Origin of the sequence: Mycobacterium sp. AT1 (assembly GCF_002043095.1) — a bacterium.
Classification (GTDB): Bacteria; Actinomycetota; Actinomycetes; order Mycobacteriales; family Mycobacteriaceae; genus Mycobacterium.
The window spans coordinates 114,763-133,807 of sequence record NZ_MVOC01000009.1 but is presented as its reverse complement, the minus strand read 5'-3'; the positions used below and the strand labels follow the sequence as shown (position 1 = coordinate 133,807).

The following is a 19,045-nucleotide window of genomic DNA, read 5'->3' as shown; positions in this document are numbered from 1 at the left end:
ACTACTTGATGGTGTAACCGCCATCGACGACGAGGTCGGCCCCGTTGACCATGGCCGCGGCATCGGAGGCCAGATAGATTGCCGCAGCAGCGATCTCGTTGGGGTAGGCGAATCGGCCGGTGGGGATCAGCTTCTTGAGCGCGTCACCCTTCGGATTGTCCCACGCCTTGATTCCGAGATCGGTGAGAACCACGGTCGGGGAGATGCTGTTGACCCGCACGCCGCGGCCCGCCCATTCGGTGGCGAGCACCTTGGTGACGCCGAGGACGCCGAACTTCGACGCGCAGTAGGCGACGTGTTCCTCGATGGCCACGCTGGCGGCTTGGGACGCCATGTTGACGATCGCACCACGGCCTGCGGCAAGCATGTGCCGTCCGACGACCTGACACATCAGGAAGGTGCCCTTGAGGTTGACGGCCATCGTCGAATCCCAATCCGCGAGCGAAATCTCCTCCGCGGGTGCGAGTCTGGCGATGCCGGCGCTGTTGACCAGGATGTCGATCTTGCCGTGGTCGGCGATGACGGCAGCCACGGTGCTCTCGACCGATTCGGGATCGGAGACGTCACAGGTGTACCCGCCGTCGGTGGCGAGATCCGCGACGGCGACCGTGGCCCCCTTGGTCACGAAGGCCGCCGCGATGGCTGCCCCAATTCCGGATGCGCCGCCGGTCACCAGGGCGACCCGATCGGTCAGCCGGAAGTCGAAGTCCACGGTAGGTTCGGTTGCTTCGGGCATGTCTCTCATCTCTCCTCGTCGGTGGTGGGCATGATCAATTGAGAACTGCTGTGGCGATGTCGATGTCGGTGACCAGCGAGGACACCAGGCCAGAGTTGAGGACGGCTTGGGTGGCGGCGGCCTTTTCCTTGCCGGCCGCGATGGCGATTCTGGTGGGGATCGCGCGCAACACCGCTTCTTCGATGCCCATCCGGCGTTCGTCGAGTCCTGGGATGCGCTGGCCATCGGCGTCCAAGAGCAGAGCGCAGGTCTCGGCGCACACGCCTGCCGCCTCGAGGGCGGCGGTCTCGTCGGCGGTCAACGAGTCGTATACCTGGGAGGCGCCCTCGGTCCACGCGCCGACCGAGACGATGGCGCAGCTGACCGACGCGTGGCGGGCGGTCGTCTCGCGAATCTGTGGAGTGTCGCCGAGGCTCCGCGCGGTGCGGGCGTCGGTGACCACCAGCGGGGCGTACAGCGGCCAGGAGTCGCCACCGCTGACTTCACTGACGCGCCGGACGAGGTCGGTTCCGTTGGAGGTGATGGGGCCGGCCATGCCCGTGAGTTGTACGACGTCGCACCGGGGTAACGACGTGAGGTATGGCGCGATGTGGGTCAGGGTGCGGCCACAGTCGACGCCGACGACGTCACCGTCGCGGAGGATCGACTGCAGCAGTTCGGCCATCGCCTTCGCGACGGCGTCGACGTGATCGGCGGCGTTGGTCGAGTCCGCAGACACGGCGTAGGCGTGCTCGAGCCCGTACTGGCGTTGCAGGGCCGTCGACAGTTCGACGTCGACGGCTCCGGGATTGTGAATCTTGATCTCCACCATGCCGGATTCGAGCGCCTCGTCGAGCATTCTGGCCACCTTGAAGCGGGACAGCCCGAACTCCTCGGCGATCTGAATTCGCGTGCGGCCCTCGAGGTAATAGCGCCGGGCGATGACCGCGCGCTGGAACAGCTCGTCTGGCCCCATGGGTCGCCTCCCGTGACTCCTGAGCCGCTAGGCTCACCCCGTCTTGCACATATGTGCAGAGACATTGACATGTGAGCATACGCATTGCATGATCCACATCACACAAGAATCTCACTAGCAGCAAGGTTGACAGTTGAGCAGCGACGACCCCGGTCTCGACGAAGAGGGCCTGGCCAACCTCGCCGGTGAGGTGTTGTCCCGGGAGTCCGCCGCGATCGCGGCGCTCGTGGGAGCGGTCGAGTCGAGCATCGTCACGGTCGCCCACCAGATGTTCGCCGTCGCAGGCAAAGTCGTGACGACCGGCTCCGGCACCTCCGGCATCATGGCCGAGCGACTGGCTCACCTCCTCTCGGTCTGCGGCACGCCCGCGGTGTACCTGCCTTCGATGGACGCACTGCACGGCGGGATGGGCGCGATCACGCCGTCGGATCTCGTCGTCGCGATCTCGAAGACGGGCCGGAGCACCGAACTCACCAGCCTCGTCGAGCGTCTCGGCCGTCGCGGCATTCACGTCGTCGCCGTGACGGAGAGCCCCGACTCACCCTTCGCGACCGCGGCGAGCAGTGTCGCCCCGCTGCCGCCGACGCCGTCCGACGCCGATCCCGGCGACATGATCGCGATGGCGAGCACCCTGGCCGTCGGCGCGTGGAGTGACGCGGTGGCCGTGGTGACCATGTCGATGCGCGGTCACACCCTCCGCGACGTCGTCGACGGTCATCCGGCCGGTGGCGTCGGTGCCCGTGGCCACCGTTCCGGCGACGAGTCGGCACCGGTGGTGCGCGGCGCATGACCACACCGGCCGTAATGGGCGTCGACTCGTCGACGCAATCGTGCAAGGTCGAGATCCGCGACCTGGCCTCGGGGAACATTCTTGGTTCGGGCGCCGCCCCGCACCCGCCTGCCTTTCCGCCGTGCAGTGAGCAGCATCCACGTGACTGGGTCGCCGCGCTGGTCACCGCCGCGGGCCAGGCCATGGCCGCGTGCGCCGAGCGCCCCGACATCCGGGCGATCTCCGTTGCGGCGCAATGCCACGGCCTGGTGCTGCTCGACGCGCAGGGCGAGGTGCTCCGCGCCGCCAAGTTGTGGAACGACACGACCGGGGCACCCAACCTCGCGCGCCTCGTCGAGCGCATCGGGGCCCGCCGCTGGGTCATGCGGATCGGCACGTTGCCGACCGCGGCCTTCACCATCGCCAAGCTGGCGTGGGTCGCCGAGCACGAGCCGGGGCTGCTGGACCGAGTCGACACGATGCTCCTGCCGCACGACTACCTGACGTTCTGGTTGACCGGGGAGAAGGTGACCGACCGCTCGGAGGCGTCCGGCACCGGGTACTTCGACGCCGTTGAGGGACAGTGGATCCCGTCCTACCTCGAGGTGGCGGCCGGGTCACGGGACTGGGCCGCGAAGCTGCCGACCGTGCTCGGACCGACCGATGCGGCGGGACGGGTGCTACCCGCCAGGGCGGCTCTGCTCGGCATCGGGGACGACGTGGTGGTCGGCGCGGGCGGTGGCGACCAGCATGCCGCCTATCTCGGGCTGGGCCTGACCGACGGAGACCAGTACTTCAGCATCGGCACCTCGGGTGTGGTGGCGACGTCCTCGCGGGGCCCCGTCTTCGACACGACCGGTGCCGTGGACGGTGTCGCCGACATGACGGGCGGGTATCTGCCGTTGATGAGCACCCTCAACGCCGCACGGGTCGTGGACCGTGCGGCGGTACTTCTCGGCACCGATCTTGCCGGGATCTCCGAGCTTGCGCTCGCTGCGGGGCCCACCCAGGGGCCGGTGCTGGTGCCGTTCCTGGACGGGGAACGCACCCCGGACCGACCCGATGCCCGCGGCGCCGTCGCCGACCTCACGTCGGGCAGCACCCGTGAGGAACTGGCGCGCGCCTTCGTCGAAGGTCCACTGCTGTCGCTGATGTCCGGCCGCGACAGCCTCCTCGCATGCGGTGTCGAAATGACCGGCGCCGCAACGGCCGTCGGTGGGGGAGCGCGCTCACCCGCGACGCTGCAACTGCTGGCCGACCTGCTCGACGACGAGGTGACGGTGCCCGACGTCGACGAAGCGACCGCCCGGGGCGCCTGTATCCAGGCCGCCGCCGTGGCCTCCCGTGCCGACCGGGCGGGGCTCGTCGACCTGGCCAAGCGATGGCAGCCCGATGCCAGAACCCGCGTCGAACCACGTTCGCACGGCAGGGATCTCCCCGCGCTCAGGGCGCGGTGGGCGTCGCTCGCGGCGTCGCCGCTACTGGACGGAGGCGGGCGATGATCGCATTGGCACCCTGGCATCGCGACTTTCCCGGTCTGCTGGCCGGTTCGGTGTACTCCGCGACGGACTCCCGGGTCGCCGCCGCGCTCACGTTGGCCGACACGGGACTCGACGTCCACGTCGACGTCATGGCAGTGTCGGAGGGTTTGCCAGCCGGTGTGAGTCTGGCTGAGCTGCAGATGATCTCGACGGCCGTCGACCGCCAGAAGATCGGCGTCCACCTGATCGGCTCGGCGGACTTCGTCGACGCGGTGCTCCCGAAGATCCTCGCGCTCCACCCCGGTGCGGTGTTCCTGCCGTGGCAGGCCTTCACGTCCGAGCGGGCGCACGCCATCCGCGCCGCCGGCGGCTCGGCGTGGATCGCGGTGTGGCGGGAATGGGACGGCCTCGCCGATCCGCAATGGCCCGCCGAACCCGACGGTGTTCTGGTGATGCTCATCGAACCCGGTACCAAGGACCGCTGTGGACTCGAGCGACTGAGTCTCGTCACCGCCTGCACCACCAGATCCGAACTACCCGTTGCCGTCGACGGCGGAGTCACCGAGGAGATCGCGCCGCTGTGCGCTGCCGCCGGTGTCCAGCAGATAGTCGTCGGCCGGGCCCTCCTGACATCCGAACGAAGGGAAGCAATATGACCGAGACCATTTCCGACACCATGCGCGCGAGTGTGATGACCGGCGTCGGAACGCTGAAGATCGAGGACCGGCCCGTCCCGACGCCGGGGTCCCACGAGGTTCTGGTGGAGGTGGCCGCCGTCGGCGTCTGTGGCTCCGACGTGCACTACTACCGCCACGGCCGCATCGGCGACTTCGTCGTCGAGGACCCGATGATCCTCGGACACGAACTGTCGGGCCGCATCGCCGCCGTCGGCGACCAGGTCGACCCGACCCGGGTCGGACAGCGTGTGGCCGTCGAGCCGCAGCACCCGTGTCGCCGGTGCAAGCAGTGCATGGCCGGGCGGTACAACCTGTGCCCGTACATGGAGTTCTACGCCACCCCGCCGATCGACGGCGCATTTTGCCGCTACGTCGTCATCGACGCCGAATTCGCCCATCCCGTCCCGGATTCCATGTCGGATGAGGCCGCTGCACTGCTGGAGCCTCTGTCGGTCGCCGTCACCACTATGCGCAAGGCGCACGTGGCGCCGGGCACCTCGGTGCTCATCGCGGGTGCCGGACCGATCGGCGTGATCTGCGCGCAGACCGCGCGTGCCTTCGGTGCGTCCCGCGTCGTCGTGTCGGACCCGCTCGAGTCGCGGCGGGAGGCCGTGTTGCGCTTCGGGGCGACCGAGGTCCTCGATCCGATGGTCGACGACGTCGCCGCACTCGATCCTCAGGTCGACGTGTTCATCGACGCCAGCGGCGCCGCTCCGGCGGTCACCAGCGGCATCAAGGCCGTCGGCCCGGCCGGCTACGTCGTGCTGGTCGGGATGGGCTCCGGGGACTACCCGCTACCCATCGGCCACATCCAGAACATGGAGATCAACGTGACCGGCGTGTTCCGCTACACCGACACCTGGCCCGCTGCAATCCATTTGGTGGCCTCCGGTGCCGTCGACCTCGACGGGATGGTGACCGGCAGGTACGACCTGGAACACGTCGGTGAGGCGCTCGACAGCGACACCGATCCCGCCAGCCTCAAGTCGATCGTGGTGCCCTCGTGACCAAGCGCTCACCATTCGACCTGACCGGCCGCACCGCGCTGGTCACCGGCGGCAACCAGGGACTCGGGCGGGCGTTCGCGTTCGGTCTTGCCGACGCGGGCGCCACCGTGGCCATCGCGGGCCGCAGCGCCGAGCGCAACGCGACGGTCGTGGCAGAGGCGGCGGAAGCCGGGCACACGATGCACCCGATCACCGCCGACATCACCAAGGCCGACGACGTGGCACGGATGACGGCCGAGGCCGTCGAGGCGCTCGGACACGTCGACGTCTTGGTCAACAACGCGGGCACCTGCTACCACGCCGACTCCTGGGACGTCACCGAACAGCAGTGGGACGACGTGTTCGACCTCAACGTCAAGGCGCTGTGGGCGTGCTCGCTGGCCGTCGGCGCCCACATGCGCGAACGCGGATCGGGTTCGGTGGTCAACATCGGGTCGATGTCCGGCCTGATCGTCAACCGGCCGCAGATGCAGCCGGCATACAACGCGTCGAAGGCGGCGGTGCACCACCTCACCAAATCGCTTGCCGCCGAATGGGGTCCGCTGGGCATCCGCGTCAACGCCGTGGCCCCCGGCTACTGCAAGACCGAGATGGCACCGGTCGACCGGCCCGACCTCAAGCGGTACTGGATCGACGACGCACCCCAGCAGCGCTACGCGATGCCCGAGGAGATCGCCCCGAGCGTGGTCTTCCTCGCCAGCGACGCCGCGTCGTTCATCACCGGATCGGTTCTCGTCGCCGACGGCGGGTACACCGCATGGTGAGCCCGGCCGCCCCCGGGGAGAACCGCCGCGTCGTCGTCAACGCGATCGACGACATCGTCTTCGAGACGGTGCCCGAAGCCGGTCCCGAGGCTGGCGAGGTCCGCATCCGCGGCACCGTCGTCGGGATCTGCGGATCGGATACACACGCGGCGTGCGGTCATCACCCGTTCATCGACCTGCCGTACCGCCCCGGGCACGAGGTGATCGGCGTCGTCGACGCCGTGGGTGCCGGAGTCGACGACTCCTGGGTCGGGACCCGCGTCGTCGTGGAGCCCAACCTCGCCTGCGGGCACTGCACGCAGTGCCGGGCAGGCCGATACAACATCTGCCAGGAACTGCTGGTGCTGGGTTGCCAAACCCCCGGCGGGCTGGCTGACAGCTTCACCGTCGCCGTCGATCGGGTCATCGCGCTGGACCCCGCGCTCGACGACGACCACGCCATCCTCATCGAGCCGCTGGCCACCCCGGTGCACGCCGTCCGCCGCGCCGCCGAGACGGTCGGCGATCTGCGGGATCGCCCCGTCGTGGTGATCGGGGCAGGCCCCATCGGACTGTTCGTGCTGCTGGCGCTGCGAGACGCCGGGGCCAAGGTCGTGGTCGCCGACCTGCTGGAGTCCAAGCGAGAGCGGGCCGAACGACTGGGTGCGGCAGGCACTTTCGACCCCACCGCACCCGATGCGGTCACCTCGGCGCTGGCCCTGCTCGGTGGTCCCGCCGCCGTCGTGGTCGACTGCGTGGCCAGGGAGAGCTCGGTGGCCCAGGCGATCGAGTTGGTGGACAAGGGCGGCGCTGTGATGGTCGTCGGCGTCGCCGCGGGCGCCGTCCCGGTGCGCTTGGACCTGATCCAGGATCGCGAGATCGCCTTGATCGGCAGTCTGATGTACGTCCGCGAGGACTACACCGCCGCGATGGACCTGCTGTCCTCGGGTGCGGTTCCCGTCGACGAGATCATCACGGCTCGCTACGACTTCGAACACTCCGCCGAGGCGTTCGGGGCGTCGATGGACCCGGAGAACGTGAAGGTCCTGGTGAACATCGGTGGGGCGAGCGAAGCGACGGGAAGTGTGAGATGAGCTCAGCCATCCTCGAATGTGCCGACATCACCAAGAGTTTCGGCGGTGTGCCGGTGCTCAAGGGCATCACCCTGAACCTCGAGCCGGGGACGGTCACCGCGCTGGCCGGTGAGAACGGTGCAGGCAAGTCGACGCTGATGAAGATCGTGAGCGGCCAGTACAGTGCCGACGGCGGAACGGTCACGGTGTCGGGCACCCACCTGACGCCCGGCAACCCGCGTGACGCGGTCCGCCACGGCGTGGCGATCGTGCCGCAGGAGCTGGCGTCCATCGAGGACATGACGGTCTACGAGAACTTGTTCGTGGGACGGGAGATCAAGGCCGGGCCGTTCCTGAACCGCAAGGCGATGATCGGCGAGGCGAAGGAAGCCCTGGCGGTGTTCGGCGTGGACATCTCGCCGACCGCGCGGATGGGCAGCCTGCCCGTCGGATTGCGGCAGATCGTGGAGATCGTCAAGGCGGCCCGCACGGGGGCCCAGGTCGTGATGCTCGACGAGCCCACCTCGGCCATCTCCGAACGCGAGGTCGAGGGGCTGTACGGCATCGTCCGACGGCTGCGTGAACACGGCGTCGCGATGGTCTACACCACCCACAAGATGGCCGAGATCCGGGCCATCGCCGACCGAGTGGTGGTGCTTCGCGACGGCGGGCTGATACTCGACGAGCCGCTCACCGAGGTCACCGACGACGACATCGTCACCGCGATGATCGGCCGGGAACTCAACGGGTTGTTCCCCGATCGGGTCGCACCGAAGTCCGACGCCGTGCTCGAGGTGCGCAACCTACAGGTCGACGGCGCCTCGGAACCGGTGTCGTTCACGGTCGGCTCGGGTGAGATCGTCGGACTGGCCGGTCTGGTCGGCGCGGGACGAACGGAGTTGCTGGAGGCCATCTTCGGCGCCAGGCACACCAGTTCCGGTGAGATCGTCGTGCGGGGCAAGAGCGTCAAGCGCAACTCTCCCGCCGCGGCGATCACCGCGGGCATGGCGATGGTTCCCGAGGACCGCAAGATCTCCGGGGTCGTGCTGTCGATGAGCGTGCTCGACAACGGATCGCTTCCGCGACTGTCGTCGTTCAGCGTCGCGGGCTGGCTCAAGGGCAAGTCCCGCACCACGGCCGTCTCCGACGTGATGAAGTCCGTGCGGCTGCGCAGCAGCGGAATGGGCCAGCTCGTCGGCACGCTCTCTGGCGGCAACCAGCAGAAGGTCGTGCTGGCCCGCTGGTTGACCGGCGACGTCAACGTGCTGCTGCTCGACGAGCCGACACGCGGGGTCGACGTCGGTGCGCGCAGCGAGATTTACCGCATCATCACCGAATTCGCCGAAGCCGGCATGGCGGTGCTGATGGCGTCGTCGGATATGCCGGAGATCATCGGGCTGTCCCACCGAGCCTTCGTCATGCGCGACGGCACCTTCGTCGGCGAGCTCGACCGCGACGCCCTCGACCATCCGGCGGTGCAGGAATCCGTGTTCCGGATGGCGACTGCACTCGACGGCCCCAAACACGTCCAACATCCCGACCCGGAGGAACAATCGTGACCACCCCAGTCGACACCACGACCCCGGAGCCATCCGGTAGTACGCCGGTCGTCACGTCGCCGATCACGGGGGAGCCCGTGCGGCTGTTCTCCCGCGAGTGGATCGGCGGCATCGCGCTTCGCTACTCGATGGTCATCATCATGCTGTTGGTGATTGCCTACTTCAGTTACCGCAGTGCACGTTTCGGCACCGTCGACAACCTCCTGACCATCCTGGTGGCGGCCGCTCCGTTCGCGCTCATCGCGCTGGGCCAGACGCTGGTGGTGCTCACCGGCGGCATCGACCTGTCGGTCGGCTCGGTGATTGCGGTGTCGGCCATGGCTGGTGCGGCGACCGCCAAGGCCAATCCCGGTCAGGTGTGGATGACCGTCGCCGTGGCGATGGTCGTCGGCCTGGCCGTCGGTTCCATCAACGGAATCCTGGTGTCCCGAATAAACGTGCCACCGTTCATCGCGACGTTGGGCACGTTGACCGCGGGCTCGGGTCTTGCCTACGTCATCGGTGGCGGCGCCCCGATCAACGGGCTGCCCGCCGAATTCGGTTCCATCGCCAACACCAAGATCTTCGGGCTGACGATCCCGGTCCTCGTCATGATCATCGGCATCATCGTGCTGGCGATCGTGATGAAGCGGACCACCTACGGGATGCGCGTGTACGCCGTCGGCGGCAACCGCAACGCCGCGGAGATCGCAGGCATCAACGCCAAGAACGTGTTGTTCAGCGTCTACGCACTGTCCGGCCTGCTGGCCGGAATCTCGGGCGTGATGCTGTCCTCCCGCGTCATCTCCGGACCCCCCAACCTGGGGCAGGGCTACGAACTCGACGCCATCGCCGCAGTGGTGATCGGCGGCGCCAGCCTGATGGGCGGCCGCGGCACCATCTGGGGAACCGTGCTGGGCCTCTTCATCATTCAGACGCTGAACAACGGCTTGGACATCCTCGTCGTGCCCGCCTACTGGCAGGACGTGATCAAGGGTGTGCTGATCGTCGCAGCGGTCGCGGTCGACGTGTGGTCGACCCGGCGAAGAACGTAAACCCTTGTCCACGACCACGTTTTCACATCAACGAACGAGAGTGAGAGACCAGATGAGACTGACAACGAAGTTCGTCGCCGTCGCCTCCGCAGGGCTGTTGGGCTTGGGCCTGACCGCGTGCGGCGCGGGTGACACCGAATCCCAAAGCGGCAAGACCCGAATCGGCGTCTCGGTGTACGACATGAGTTCGTTCATCACCGCGGGCAAGGAGGGGATGGACCAGTACGCCAAGGACAACAACATCGAGCTGGTGTGGAACTCGGCGAACCTCGACGTCTCCACTCAGGCCAACCAGGTCGACCAGATGATCAACCAGGGCGTCGCCGCGATCATCGTCGTTCCCGTGCAAGCCGATTCGCTCGGCCCGCAGGTGGCGTCGGCCAAGGCCAAGGGCATCCCGCTGGTTCCGGTGAACGCCGCGCTCAACAGCAAGGACATTGCCGCCAACGTGCAGCCCGACGACGTCAAGGCCGGTGAGCAGGAAATGCAGATGATGGCCGACAAGCTCGGCGGCAAGGGCAACATCGTCGTTCTGCAGGGGCCGCTCGGCCAGTCCGGCGAACTCGACCGCACCAAGGGCATTCAGAACATCCTCGCCAAGTACCCGGACATCAAGGTGCTGGCGATGGACACCGCCAACTGGAAGCGTGACGAAGCGGTCAACAAGACGAAGAACTGGATCTCGGGCTTCGGGCCGCAGATCACCGGCGTGGTCGCCGAGAACGACGACATGGGCCTCGGTGCCCTGCAGGCGCTCAAGGAAGCCGGTCGCACCGACGTGCCGATCGTGGGCATCGACGGCATCGAGGACGGGCTGAACGCCGTCAAGAGCGGTGAGTTCATCGGAACGTCGCTGCAGAACGGCACCGTGGAGCTCTCCGCCGGTCTGGCCGTCGCCAACGCGCTTGCCAAGAAGGAACAGGTCAACACCAACCCCGTCTACATCATGCCGGCGATCACGCAGGCGAACGTCGACGTCGCGATCGAGCACGTCGTCACCAAGCGAGCGGAGTTCCTGGCCGGACTGTCCGAGCTGACCAAGAAGAACCTCGAGACCGGCGACATCGCCTACGAGGGAATCCCCGGCCAGAAGCAGCCCTGATCAACCCCTTTCCGTTACAACATCATTGGAGAAAGTGAATAGATGAGACTGACCACCAAGCTGGGCGTCATCGCCTCGGCGGGCGCGCTGACGATCGGCATGACCGCCTGCGGCGCGGGCGACACCGCGGCCAACAGTGACACCACCCGCATCGGTGTCACGGTGTACGACATGAGCTCGTTCATCACCGCGGGCAAGGAGGGCATGGACACCTATGCCAAGGCCAACAACATCGAATTGGTGTGGAACTCGGCCAACAACGACGTGTCCACCCAGGCAAGCCAGGTCGACTCGCTGATCAACCAGGGCGTCGCCGCGATCATCGTCGTTCCGGTGCAAGCGGATTCGCTGGGCCCGCAGATCCAGGCCGCCAAGTCCAAGGGCATTCCGCTGTTGGCGGTCAACGCCGCGCTCGACAGCCCCGATCTCGCGGGCAACGTGCAGCCCGACGACGTCGCCGCCGGTGCGCAGGAAATGCAGATGATGGCCGACCGCCTCGGCGGCAAGGGCAACATCGTGATCCTGCAGGGGCCCCTCGGCGGTTCCGGTGAGATCAACCGCGGCAAGGGCATCGACCAGGTGCTCGCCAAGTACCCGGACATCAAGGTGCTGGCCAAGGACACCGCGAACTGGAAGCGCGACGAAGCGGTCAACAAGATGAAGAACTGGATCTCCAGCTTCGGACCGCAAATCAACGGCGTCGTGTCCCAGAACGACGACATGGGCTTGGGCGCGCTGCAGGCGCTGAAGGAAGCCAACCGCACCGACGTGCCGATCGTCGGCATCGACGGCATCGAGGACGGCCTCAACGCCGTCAAGAGCGGTGAGTTCATCGGCACCTCGCTGCAGAACGGCACCGTGGAGCTGTCCGCAGGGTTGGCCGTCGCCAACGCGCTGGTCAAGAAGGAAGACGTCAACAAGGCTCCCGTCTACGTGATGCCCGCCATCACCAAGGACAACGTCGACGTCGCGATCCAGCACGTCGTCACCGAGCGCCAGAAGTTCCTCGACGGCCTTGGCGAGCTGACCGCCCAGAACCTCAAGACCGGCGACATCGCCTACGAGGGCATTCCGGGACAGAAGAAGCCGTAACGCAGTTCCGACGACGCGGGGCCGACCACATCCGTGGCCGGCCCCGTTTCGTCATTTGAGATGAGTTTTTCGAGCCAGGGCGGTCCGTACCAACATGACCTTTGAACACGTATTTGCCGTCGTCCCCGTCACCAGCCTGGACGCGGCGAAGGCCTTCTACGAGAAACTCTTCGGTCGCGCACCCGACAACAACCCGATGCCGGTGCTCGTCGAATGGCAGGTGGTGCCCGGCGGCTGGGTGCAGGTCTTCGTCGACGAGGAACGGGCCGGAAGCGGCCTGGTGAACTTCGCCGTCGACGATCTCGCGGCCCACGTCGCCGAGGCCGACGAGCGCGGGCTCGCGCCGGGTGAGATCGAAGGCGTGAACAAGGGCGTCGAGTTGGCGACCTTGACGGACCCGGACGGCAACCTGATCCGACTGATCGGCAACTTCCGCGTGGAGTACTGACCCGTTCGTAGCGTCCCCGTTACAAGCGTCTCATCGTTCCGACACGTCATCGACGTATCCATTGTCGATGACCGACTCCCAGCAGGCGACGAACGGCGCGGCGGACACGCCGCGGAGATCGCGGTGGTACACGTCGCTGTTCACCCAACTCCTGGTCGCCATCGTCGCGGGCATTCTGGTCGGCTGGCTCTGGCCCGCGTTCGGTGCCGATCTCAAGCCGGTCGCGGACGCCTTCATCAAGCTGATCAAGATGCTGATCGCGCCGATCATTTTCTGCACCGTGGTGATCGGGATCGCCCACGTCGGCGATCTCAAGTCGGTGGGCCGCATCGGCGTGAAGGCCCTGATCTACTTCGAGGTCGTCACCACCTTCGCGCTGCTGTTCGGACTGGTGATCGCCAACGTCGTCAAACCCGGCGCGGGCTTCAACATCGATCCTCAGACGCTGGCCTCCGGGGCCGACGCCGTCGCCAAGAAGACGGGCAGCGGGGAACTGCCCCACACCGTGGAGTTCTTGCTGAACATCATTCCGACGTCGGTGTTCTCGGCCTTCGCGGAGAATCAGCTGCTCCAGGTCCTCTTCTTCGCGGTGCTATTCGGGTTGGCGCTGGCCAAGTTCGGTGAGCACGGTCCGCCGGTGGTCTTCGAGCTGATCGAGCACCTCAGCAGCCTGCTGTTCACCATCATCGGATGGATCATGAAGCTGGCGCCGCTGGCCGCGTTCGGCGCAATGGCCTACATCATCGGCCAGTACGGCATCTCGTCGTTGGGCAGCTACGCCAAGCTGATTGGTGCCTGCTATCTCGGGGCGGCGCTGTTCATCCTTGTCCTCGGGGTGATCGTGTGGTTCCTCGCCGGCGTCAACCTGTGGCGCTTCGTGGTCTACATCAAGGACGAGCTGTTCCTCGCGCTGGGAACGGCCTCCACCGAAGTGGTGCTGCCACGGATCATGGACAAGTTGATCTTCGCCGGATGCTCGAGGACCACAACGGGTTTGGTGGTTCCAACGGGCTATTCGTTCAACCTCGACGGTGCCACGCTGTACCTGTCCATCTGCGTACTGTTCCTGGCGCAGGCGCTCGGCGTCGACCTCAGCGTCGGCGAGCAGATCACCGCCGTGCTGGTGCTGATGCTGACCTCCAAGGGCATGGCCGGTGTGCCAGGGTCGTCGTTCCTGGCGTTGTCGGCGACCGTCGCCGCCATCGGGCACGGAGCGATTCCGGTGGCCGCGGTCGCCCTGCTGCTGGGCGCCGACCGGATCATGGACTCGATGCGGGTGTCGGTCAACCTGCTCGGCAACTGCGTGGCGACCATCGTGGTGGCGCGCTGGGAGGGCCAGCTGGACTCCGAGCGCATGAGCGCCGTGCTCCGCGGCGACGTGACCGAACCCGTTGAGGCCGAGGACGTTCCCGAGGTGGTCGTGTCGGCGCGCTAGAGCTACACGCGCGTCGAGCGTGGGCCTCGTGCACGCGAATTCGCGAAAATTCGCGCGCGAGGCCCACACTCGAGATCAGCCCTTGGGCCCCAGCGGCCGGCGCGCCAACTCGAGGACCTCCTCGGTGGTGAGCGGACTGTGTGGGTGCTGCGACAGACACCATGGCGTCGTGATCTTCTGAAAGGCAGTGCCTTCGAGCGCAGCGTAGAAGTTTCCGGCCCGCAATCTGCTGATGTCGGGCACCAGGCCGCCCTTGACCCGGGCCATCTCCTTGGCGACGGCGATCTGGACGGGCGCGTTGAGCAGTCCGAACAGTTGCGTCGCCGCGTTGCCGGGGATGTTCGGGTTGAGACCGCGGGGGGCCTGGGTGGCGTACACCAACCCCAAGCCGTATTTGCGAGCCTGCGACGACAGCGCCAACGTGCTGCGCGTCGCGACCGTGGTGCGGCCCGACGGCGCAAAGTTCTGCGCCTCGTCCATCACCAGCAGACCACCGAGTGGCCGATCACCCGCCGGATTGCGCTTGATCCACGCGAACAACGCCATCTGCAGTTGGTTCACGAACCCTTCGCGCTGCGTCCCGTCGGAGAGTCCGACCATGCTGATCACCGACACCCTGGCGCGATAACCATCCGACGGCGTCAACAGCGATCCAGGGTCGGCCGGGGCGCCGTCGCCACCGAACATCGGGTCGTTGACCATGGCGGCGCGCAGGTTCTGACTCAACTCGGCCGCTCGGTCACGGGCATTCGCGATGACGCTGACGCCGTCGGGCAGATCCGCGAGTGCGCCCAGGAACCCGGTCAGCGTGGGCGACGACCGCCGGCCGTACCACTGCAGCGCCTCGCGAAGCACCGCTCGCGACTGGTTGGCCTTGGGGGTCTTGCCCGCGATGTGAGCGTGGGGTTCCATTGCGGCGAAGGCAGATTCGACTGCCTCGTTGAACTCGTCGCGGTCGTCGACGACGCTGGCGAAGTCCGGGAGGGGCTGAAAGGACAGCGGCCGTCCGGCTGAGCGGCGAGGCGTCCACACGACCACCTCGGTGTTGTCGAAGTAGTCCGCGGCCAACGCCGAGTCGGCCGCCCGCCAACCGCTGGGGTGTTCCGTCCAGGGCACGCCGAGCCGCGCCAAGTCGTTGTTGGGGTCCAGCACGATCGACGACACCCCGCGCAGCGCGCACTCCTCGACGAGTCGGCGGATCAACACCGTCTTGCCCGATCCCGACCCCGCGAAGATCGCGGTGTGCTTGCGCAGGGCAAGCAACTCCACGCTGAGCGGCTGCCCGGTGGCGTCGTCGACGCCGAGCGGAATCGCCGTGCTGGTGACCTGTTCGCGGGGGACGTCCTTCTTCAACCGCTTCGCCCACGGCTCTGGCTCCAGCTCTGGAATCGGCTCGGGTTCGGAAACCGTTGTCGGCGTGGGTATCTCGGCCGCCTCGGGTCCAGCCTCGTCGCCAAGCGCCTCTCGCAAGAAACCCAGCCCATGTGCGGGCCTACGGCTCGTCAACCATCCGACGAGGTCGGGATGGTTGTCGTCGATGAGATCGCGCAGCGCCGATGCGGTACGAAGATCGTCATCCGACAGCGTGAGCGTGCGACCACCGGACTCCCCAAATGCGGCAACCACCTCAGCTGTCTTCACGCCACCCGGCCACGGGGTGTTCCGCAACAGGAACAACTGGCGCTTGTCTGCGTTGCTGCCGAAACCAGCTGCGACACAGGCGTTCTTGATCCGATTCTGGACTGCGATGGCGTTGCCGCTCGCGATCGCCCGGAACGCCCAGTGCCGTTCGTCATCGGTCACTGCGTCGAGGCGCTGCCGAAGTCGGCCGTGCAACGGAACCTGCTTGCCAGGAGGCGGGTCGAGGGCGAACGTCTGCTCGGCGTCGCCGCGTTCGATGATCCAGGCGTCCAACGCGGCGGACAGCAGGCCTGGCACCGTGATGTCCTCGCCCTCGGGGTCAAGAGCCGCCGCGCCGACCGCTCGCCTGCGAAAGTCGTTGAACAAGCGGTCCAGATCGGTCGTTTCCAACGGTGTGTCGACGGGTGCGGGCTGCCCCGAGTCGGTGGATGCATTGAGGTGGGCCAGTTCCTCGACCACGTCGCGATCGAGACATGCGCGAACATGGGTGTCGGCGCGCTGAAGCAGTCGGCGTGGGGTGTATTGCTGCGCGTCGTCGAACGCCGACGGCAGAATCGGCCAACTCGGGTAGCGGGGTGTGAAGTCGACGGCCCGGTAGCTTGCGGTGAACCGGCGCTCGAGAATGGCCCGGCCGATGTCGGCACTCGGCAGTTCGTGTAGGGGCGCGGTTTCCCGGAATCGATCGGCCACCGACGCCGCCGCCCTCGATCGGATCGACTCCCACACCGACGGCAGGCACGCCACGACCTCTGCGGTGCGCCGCATCGTCTCGCGGATCGACATGAGTCCGTGCGCGACGTGCTCCAGGTCGCGGTTGTCCGTCGTGCCGTCGTCGCGGCCCCCCGTCGACGTGGCGGACTGCGCCAGCAGGGTGTCGATCTGATCGATCGCCATCACCGACGGGCCGGCGAGCGCGACCAAGCGCGAGATGTCCCGCACGCACTCCTGTGGCGTCAACGTCGACACACCGATCGCCCAGTGCCTGCGACCGGTGTCGTCCACGTCCTCCGCGGAGTTGAGGTACGCCTGCCCGATGTCCTGGGTACCGAGATCATCGGCGCCGAGCAGGGTGAGGGCGCGAAGGGTGTGCTGCGTTTGGCGGACCGTCTGCGGTGCCGCCTTGTGGAGAGCGTTGACGAAGGCGGTCAGGATCTCCGGGGTGAGTTCGTCCTCACCGGACACCGCCCGACGATCAGCGCGGGAAACGTGAGCCACCGATGCGAGTTCCCACAGGAGTTGCTTGAGCTGAGTTTCGCGGTCCTGTGCCGGCCGGCCGAGACTCTCCAGAATGCTGCTCCGCGCCGACTCCCAGAAGCTCGTCGCATCGAGCAGTTGCAACAGGAAGAAGAACCCGCCGCCGGCCTGCACCCGCTCGCGGACCTGGCCAAGCAGATGCGTCTTGCCGGAGCCTGCGGTGCCGCGCACGACCACACCCAGCGGGCTGGATTCTGGGTGCCGGTCGGCGTCGGAGAACGCGTCCATCACCTGTTCGAGCGCCTTGTCGTGGACGCCGGGCACGTGGAACGCACCCTGTGCGTTCCACAGGTCGTCGGCCGACGGCGCAAACGACAGACGAAGGGACTTGAGGGCTTCCCGTTCCCGCGGATCCATCACGACTCGATCGCGATCAGGTGCCTGGCCCGGTTGCCGATCTCGACGGCGGCCGCATGGTCCTCGTCGGTCAACGTCTTCTGATTCTCCTCGGGAATGAGACTGACGCCCGGCTTGCGCTGCATCTGCGTCAGCGCGTCGTCCAACTCGGATTTGGTCACGTCGGGCAGTTCGGCGCGCAGTCGCACCAGGTCCACCCAGCCTCCGGCGCGAGCGGCGAGTTTGACGTACGCGGCCCGGACCTGGCTTTCGACGTCGACCGAGTCATCCTGTGCGAAGAAGAGGTCGGCAGGAGCCAAGCCTTCACGGTCGAGGTGGCGTCGCAGTGCGCGCAGGACGGTGTAGAGCGCCCTACCCTGACCTGACGGCCGCTCGGGAACGGCGGCGCCGATGATGGCCGCGCACGTCGCCCACCCACTGTCGGTCAGCTCGAGTGCCATGGCGCGACTCTCCGTCGTGACCTCGATCAGCTTCTTCTCGAGCAGGCGATCGCGACCGCCCTTCTTCAGTTCGGGCCCAAGATCGCGCAATTCGGGGTTGCGGACGGGTCGCGCTTCGGCCATCAGAACCAGCAGCACGGCTTGCTCGGTGCCGGTGAGTTCATCGGGGGCGACGCTCAAGGCAGATTCCCTTCGTTGGTTCTCTTCTTCGACAGCAGGCCTTCGATGACGGCCAGAACCCGAGAGGGATCGTCGTCGATCTCCTCGTTGGTGAATCGCAGCACGGCGAAGCCGTCGAGGGTCAGGCCGTTGTCGCGCCGTCGATCGGCTGCGTACTTGAGACTGCCACGGTGGTCCGGTCCGTCGATCTCCACCACGCACCGTTCGGCCGGCCACATCAGATCCACCCGGATGGGCGGCACCAGCGAACCGCCGCTGTACTGCTGATTCCAGGTTCGTCCGACTGCCCAGGCGCACCGGGCGAGACGACGCTCGAGGGCTTGCTCGGCCGCACTGGCCGGATGCGGCAGTCCCGCCAGCGCCGGATAGTCGACGGGCGGCGGCGCGTCGGGGGCGTCGCGCGACAGGGCGTCGAGATACCCAGGGACGGCCAGCTGCCAGGTTGGATAGCGGTCGACGAGCGGCAGGACGCCAGCGGCTAGCCACGTTCCGACACCGTGGTCGGCCAGCCAGTCGAAGGCCAGTGCAGCGCGCCGCTGAGCGCCGTCGGTGTGTGGTCCGTTCTCGCCAATCAGTAGCGAGATGCCGTCTCGGCCATAGCTCTCGGTGATCGCCCTGGTCAGCCCACGGGCGCGGATGTCGAGATCGAAGCGCCGCTCGGTGGGCGTGCCATCAAGTGCCGCCTCGGCAAGGTCGGCGAGGAACGGTCCGAAGTGGGCGGTGTCGGCGGCATACCGATGCGCGACCTCCCGCACCACGCGACGGTCGAAGTCGCTGGCGGTGTCGATGGCTCCGGCGTCCGGCAACCAGGCCGGAAAGAGCTCGATTGCGATGGACTCGAGTTGGCCGAGAACGTCCTCCACTACGTCTTGGGCCGACGACACCTCGGTCAGGAGCCGGTGACGGATCACCACGGGCGAACCGTCGGGCAGCGGGTCGAGACTGACCGCGAGCTGCTCCGCGGTGACGCCCGCCAGCCGGACGACCCGGCCACCGGGAAGGTGCGTCGACGACAGCGGTTGCCCGCATGCCGCTGAACTCACCCGACCTCCTGCACCGTCG

The 19,045-nt window shown here is 67.2% G+C and carries 17 protein-coding genes; 12 read left to right on the top strand and 5 right to left on the bottom strand.

The window, feature by feature from the left end; translation table 11 throughout:
* Window position 1 precedes the first annotated feature (1 nt).
* Together B1790_RS05095 and B1790_RS05090 are read right to left on the bottom strand one after the other, a co-directional pair.
* Window positions 2-736: a GolD/DthD family dehydrogenase gene (locus B1790_RS05095; protein WP_079922120.1), complete on the bottom strand. Its 735-nt coding sequence runs from the start codon at window positions 734-736 to the stop codon at window positions 2-4.
* A 34-nt stretch (window positions 737-770) separates the two neighbouring features.
* A complete protein-coding gene (locus B1790_RS05090) occupies window positions 771-1,691 on the bottom strand; it encodes a sugar-binding transcriptional regulator (RefSeq protein ID WP_079922119.1) in 921 nt (306 codons plus the stop codon).
* Window positions 1,692-1,824: 133 nt separating this feature from the next.
* Between B1790_RS05090 and B1790_RS05085 the strand changes: the two genes are divergently transcribed.
* From B1790_RS05085 to dctA, 12 genes are all read left to right on the top strand, one after another.
* Window positions 1,825-2,481, top strand: coding sequence for an SIS domain-containing protein (locus B1790_RS05085; protein WP_079922118.1), 657 nt, complete (start codon window positions 1,825-1,827; stop codon window positions 2,479-2,481).
* Complete coding sequence (gene xylB, locus B1790_RS05080; protein ID WP_079922117.1) at window positions 2,478-3,962, top strand: xylulokinase; 1,485 nt, start codon at window positions 2,478-2,480, stop codon at window positions 3,960-3,962. Before B1790_RS05085 ends, xylB begins: the two co-directional genes overlap by 4 nt.
* Window positions 3,959-4,597, top strand: a complete 639-nt coding sequence (locus B1790_RS05075) for a ribulose phosphate epimerase (protein ID WP_079922116.1) — start codon at window positions 3,959-3,961, stop codon at window positions 4,595-4,597. Before xylB ends, B1790_RS05075 begins: the two co-directional genes overlap by 4 nt.
* Window positions 4,594-5,625, top strand: coding sequence for an NAD(P)-dependent alcohol dehydrogenase (locus B1790_RS05070; RefSeq protein ID WP_079922115.1), 1,032 nt, complete (start codon window positions 4,594-4,596; stop codon window positions 5,623-5,625). Before B1790_RS05075 ends, B1790_RS05070 begins: the two co-directional genes overlap by 4 nt.
* A complete protein-coding gene (locus B1790_RS05065) occupies window positions 5,622-6,389 on the top strand; it encodes an SDR family NAD(P)-dependent oxidoreductase (protein WP_079922114.1) in 768 nt (255 codons plus the stop codon). The genes B1790_RS05070 and B1790_RS05065 overlap by 4 nt, the downstream gene beginning before the upstream one ends.
* Window positions 6,383-7,462 carry a zinc-binding dehydrogenase gene (locus tag B1790_RS05060; protein WP_079922113.1) on the top strand — a complete coding sequence of 360 codons (1,080 nt, stop codon included), beginning with the start codon at window positions 6,383-6,385 and terminating at the stop codon, window positions 7,460-7,462. The genes B1790_RS05065 and B1790_RS05060 overlap by 7 nt, the downstream gene beginning before the upstream one ends.
* Window positions 7,459-9,000: a sugar ABC transporter ATP-binding protein gene (locus B1790_RS05055; RefSeq protein ID WP_079922112.1), complete on the top strand. Its 1,542-nt coding sequence runs from the start codon at window positions 7,459-7,461 to the stop codon at window positions 8,998-9,000. Before B1790_RS05060 ends, B1790_RS05055 begins: the two co-directional genes overlap by 4 nt.
* Window positions 8,997-10,034 (top strand): ABC transporter permease, encoded by a 1,038-nt coding sequence (locus B1790_RS05050; protein ID WP_079922111.1) that lies wholly within the window; start codon window positions 8,997-8,999, stop codon window positions 10,032-10,034. Before B1790_RS05055 ends, B1790_RS05050 begins: the two co-directional genes overlap by 4 nt.
* 52 nt (window positions 10,035-10,086) lie before the next feature.
* Complete coding sequence (locus B1790_RS05045; RefSeq protein ID WP_079922110.1) at window positions 10,087-11,136, top strand: substrate-binding domain-containing protein; 1,050 nt, start codon at window positions 10,087-10,089, stop codon at window positions 11,134-11,136.
* Window positions 11,137-11,178: 42 nt separating this feature from the next.
* Window positions 11,179-12,228: a sugar ABC transporter xylitol/L-sorbitol-binding protein XypA gene (gene xypA / locus B1790_RS05040; RefSeq protein ID WP_079922109.1), complete on the top strand. Its 1,050-nt coding sequence runs from the start codon at window positions 11,179-11,181 to the stop codon at window positions 12,226-12,228.
* A gap of 94 nt (window positions 12,229-12,322) precedes the next feature.
* Window positions 12,323-12,676, top strand: coding sequence for a VOC family protein (locus tag B1790_RS05035; RefSeq protein ID WP_079922108.1), 354 nt, complete (start codon window positions 12,323-12,325; stop codon window positions 12,674-12,676).
* 67 nt (window positions 12,677-12,743) lie between these two features.
* Window positions 12,744-14,111 carry a C4-dicarboxylate transporter DctA gene (dctA, locus tag B1790_RS05030; protein WP_079922107.1) on the top strand — a complete coding sequence of 456 codons (1,368 nt, stop codon included), beginning with the start codon at window positions 12,744-12,746 and terminating at the stop codon, window positions 14,109-14,111.
* 75 nt (window positions 14,112-14,186) lie between these two features.
* Here the strand turns inward: dctA and B1790_RS05025 are convergent, their stop codons facing one another.
* The 3 genes from B1790_RS05025 to B1790_RS05015 are packed head-to-tail and all read right to left on the bottom strand — an operon-like array spanning window position 14,187 to window position 19,026.
* Complete coding sequence (locus tag B1790_RS05025) at window positions 14,187-17,363, bottom strand: helicase HerA domain-containing protein (RefSeq protein WP_079922106.1); 3,177 nt, start codon at window positions 17,361-17,363, stop codon at window positions 14,187-14,189.
* The gene (locus tag B1790_RS05020; protein ID WP_079922105.1) at window positions 17,363-17,983 is read right to left on the bottom strand and encodes a hypothetical protein; all 621 of its coding nucleotides are present in this window, start codon (window positions 17,981-17,983) and stop codon (window positions 17,363-17,365) included. The genes B1790_RS05025 and B1790_RS05020 overlap by 1 nt, the downstream gene beginning before the upstream one ends.
* The gene (locus B1790_RS05015) at window positions 17,980-19,026 is read right to left on the bottom strand and encodes an endonuclease domain-containing protein (protein ID WP_233164941.1); all 1,047 of its coding nucleotides are present in this window, start codon (window positions 19,024-19,026) and stop codon (window positions 17,980-17,982) included. Before B1790_RS05015 ends, B1790_RS05020 begins: the two co-directional genes overlap by 4 nt.
* Window positions 19,027-19,045 lie beyond the last annotated feature (19 nt).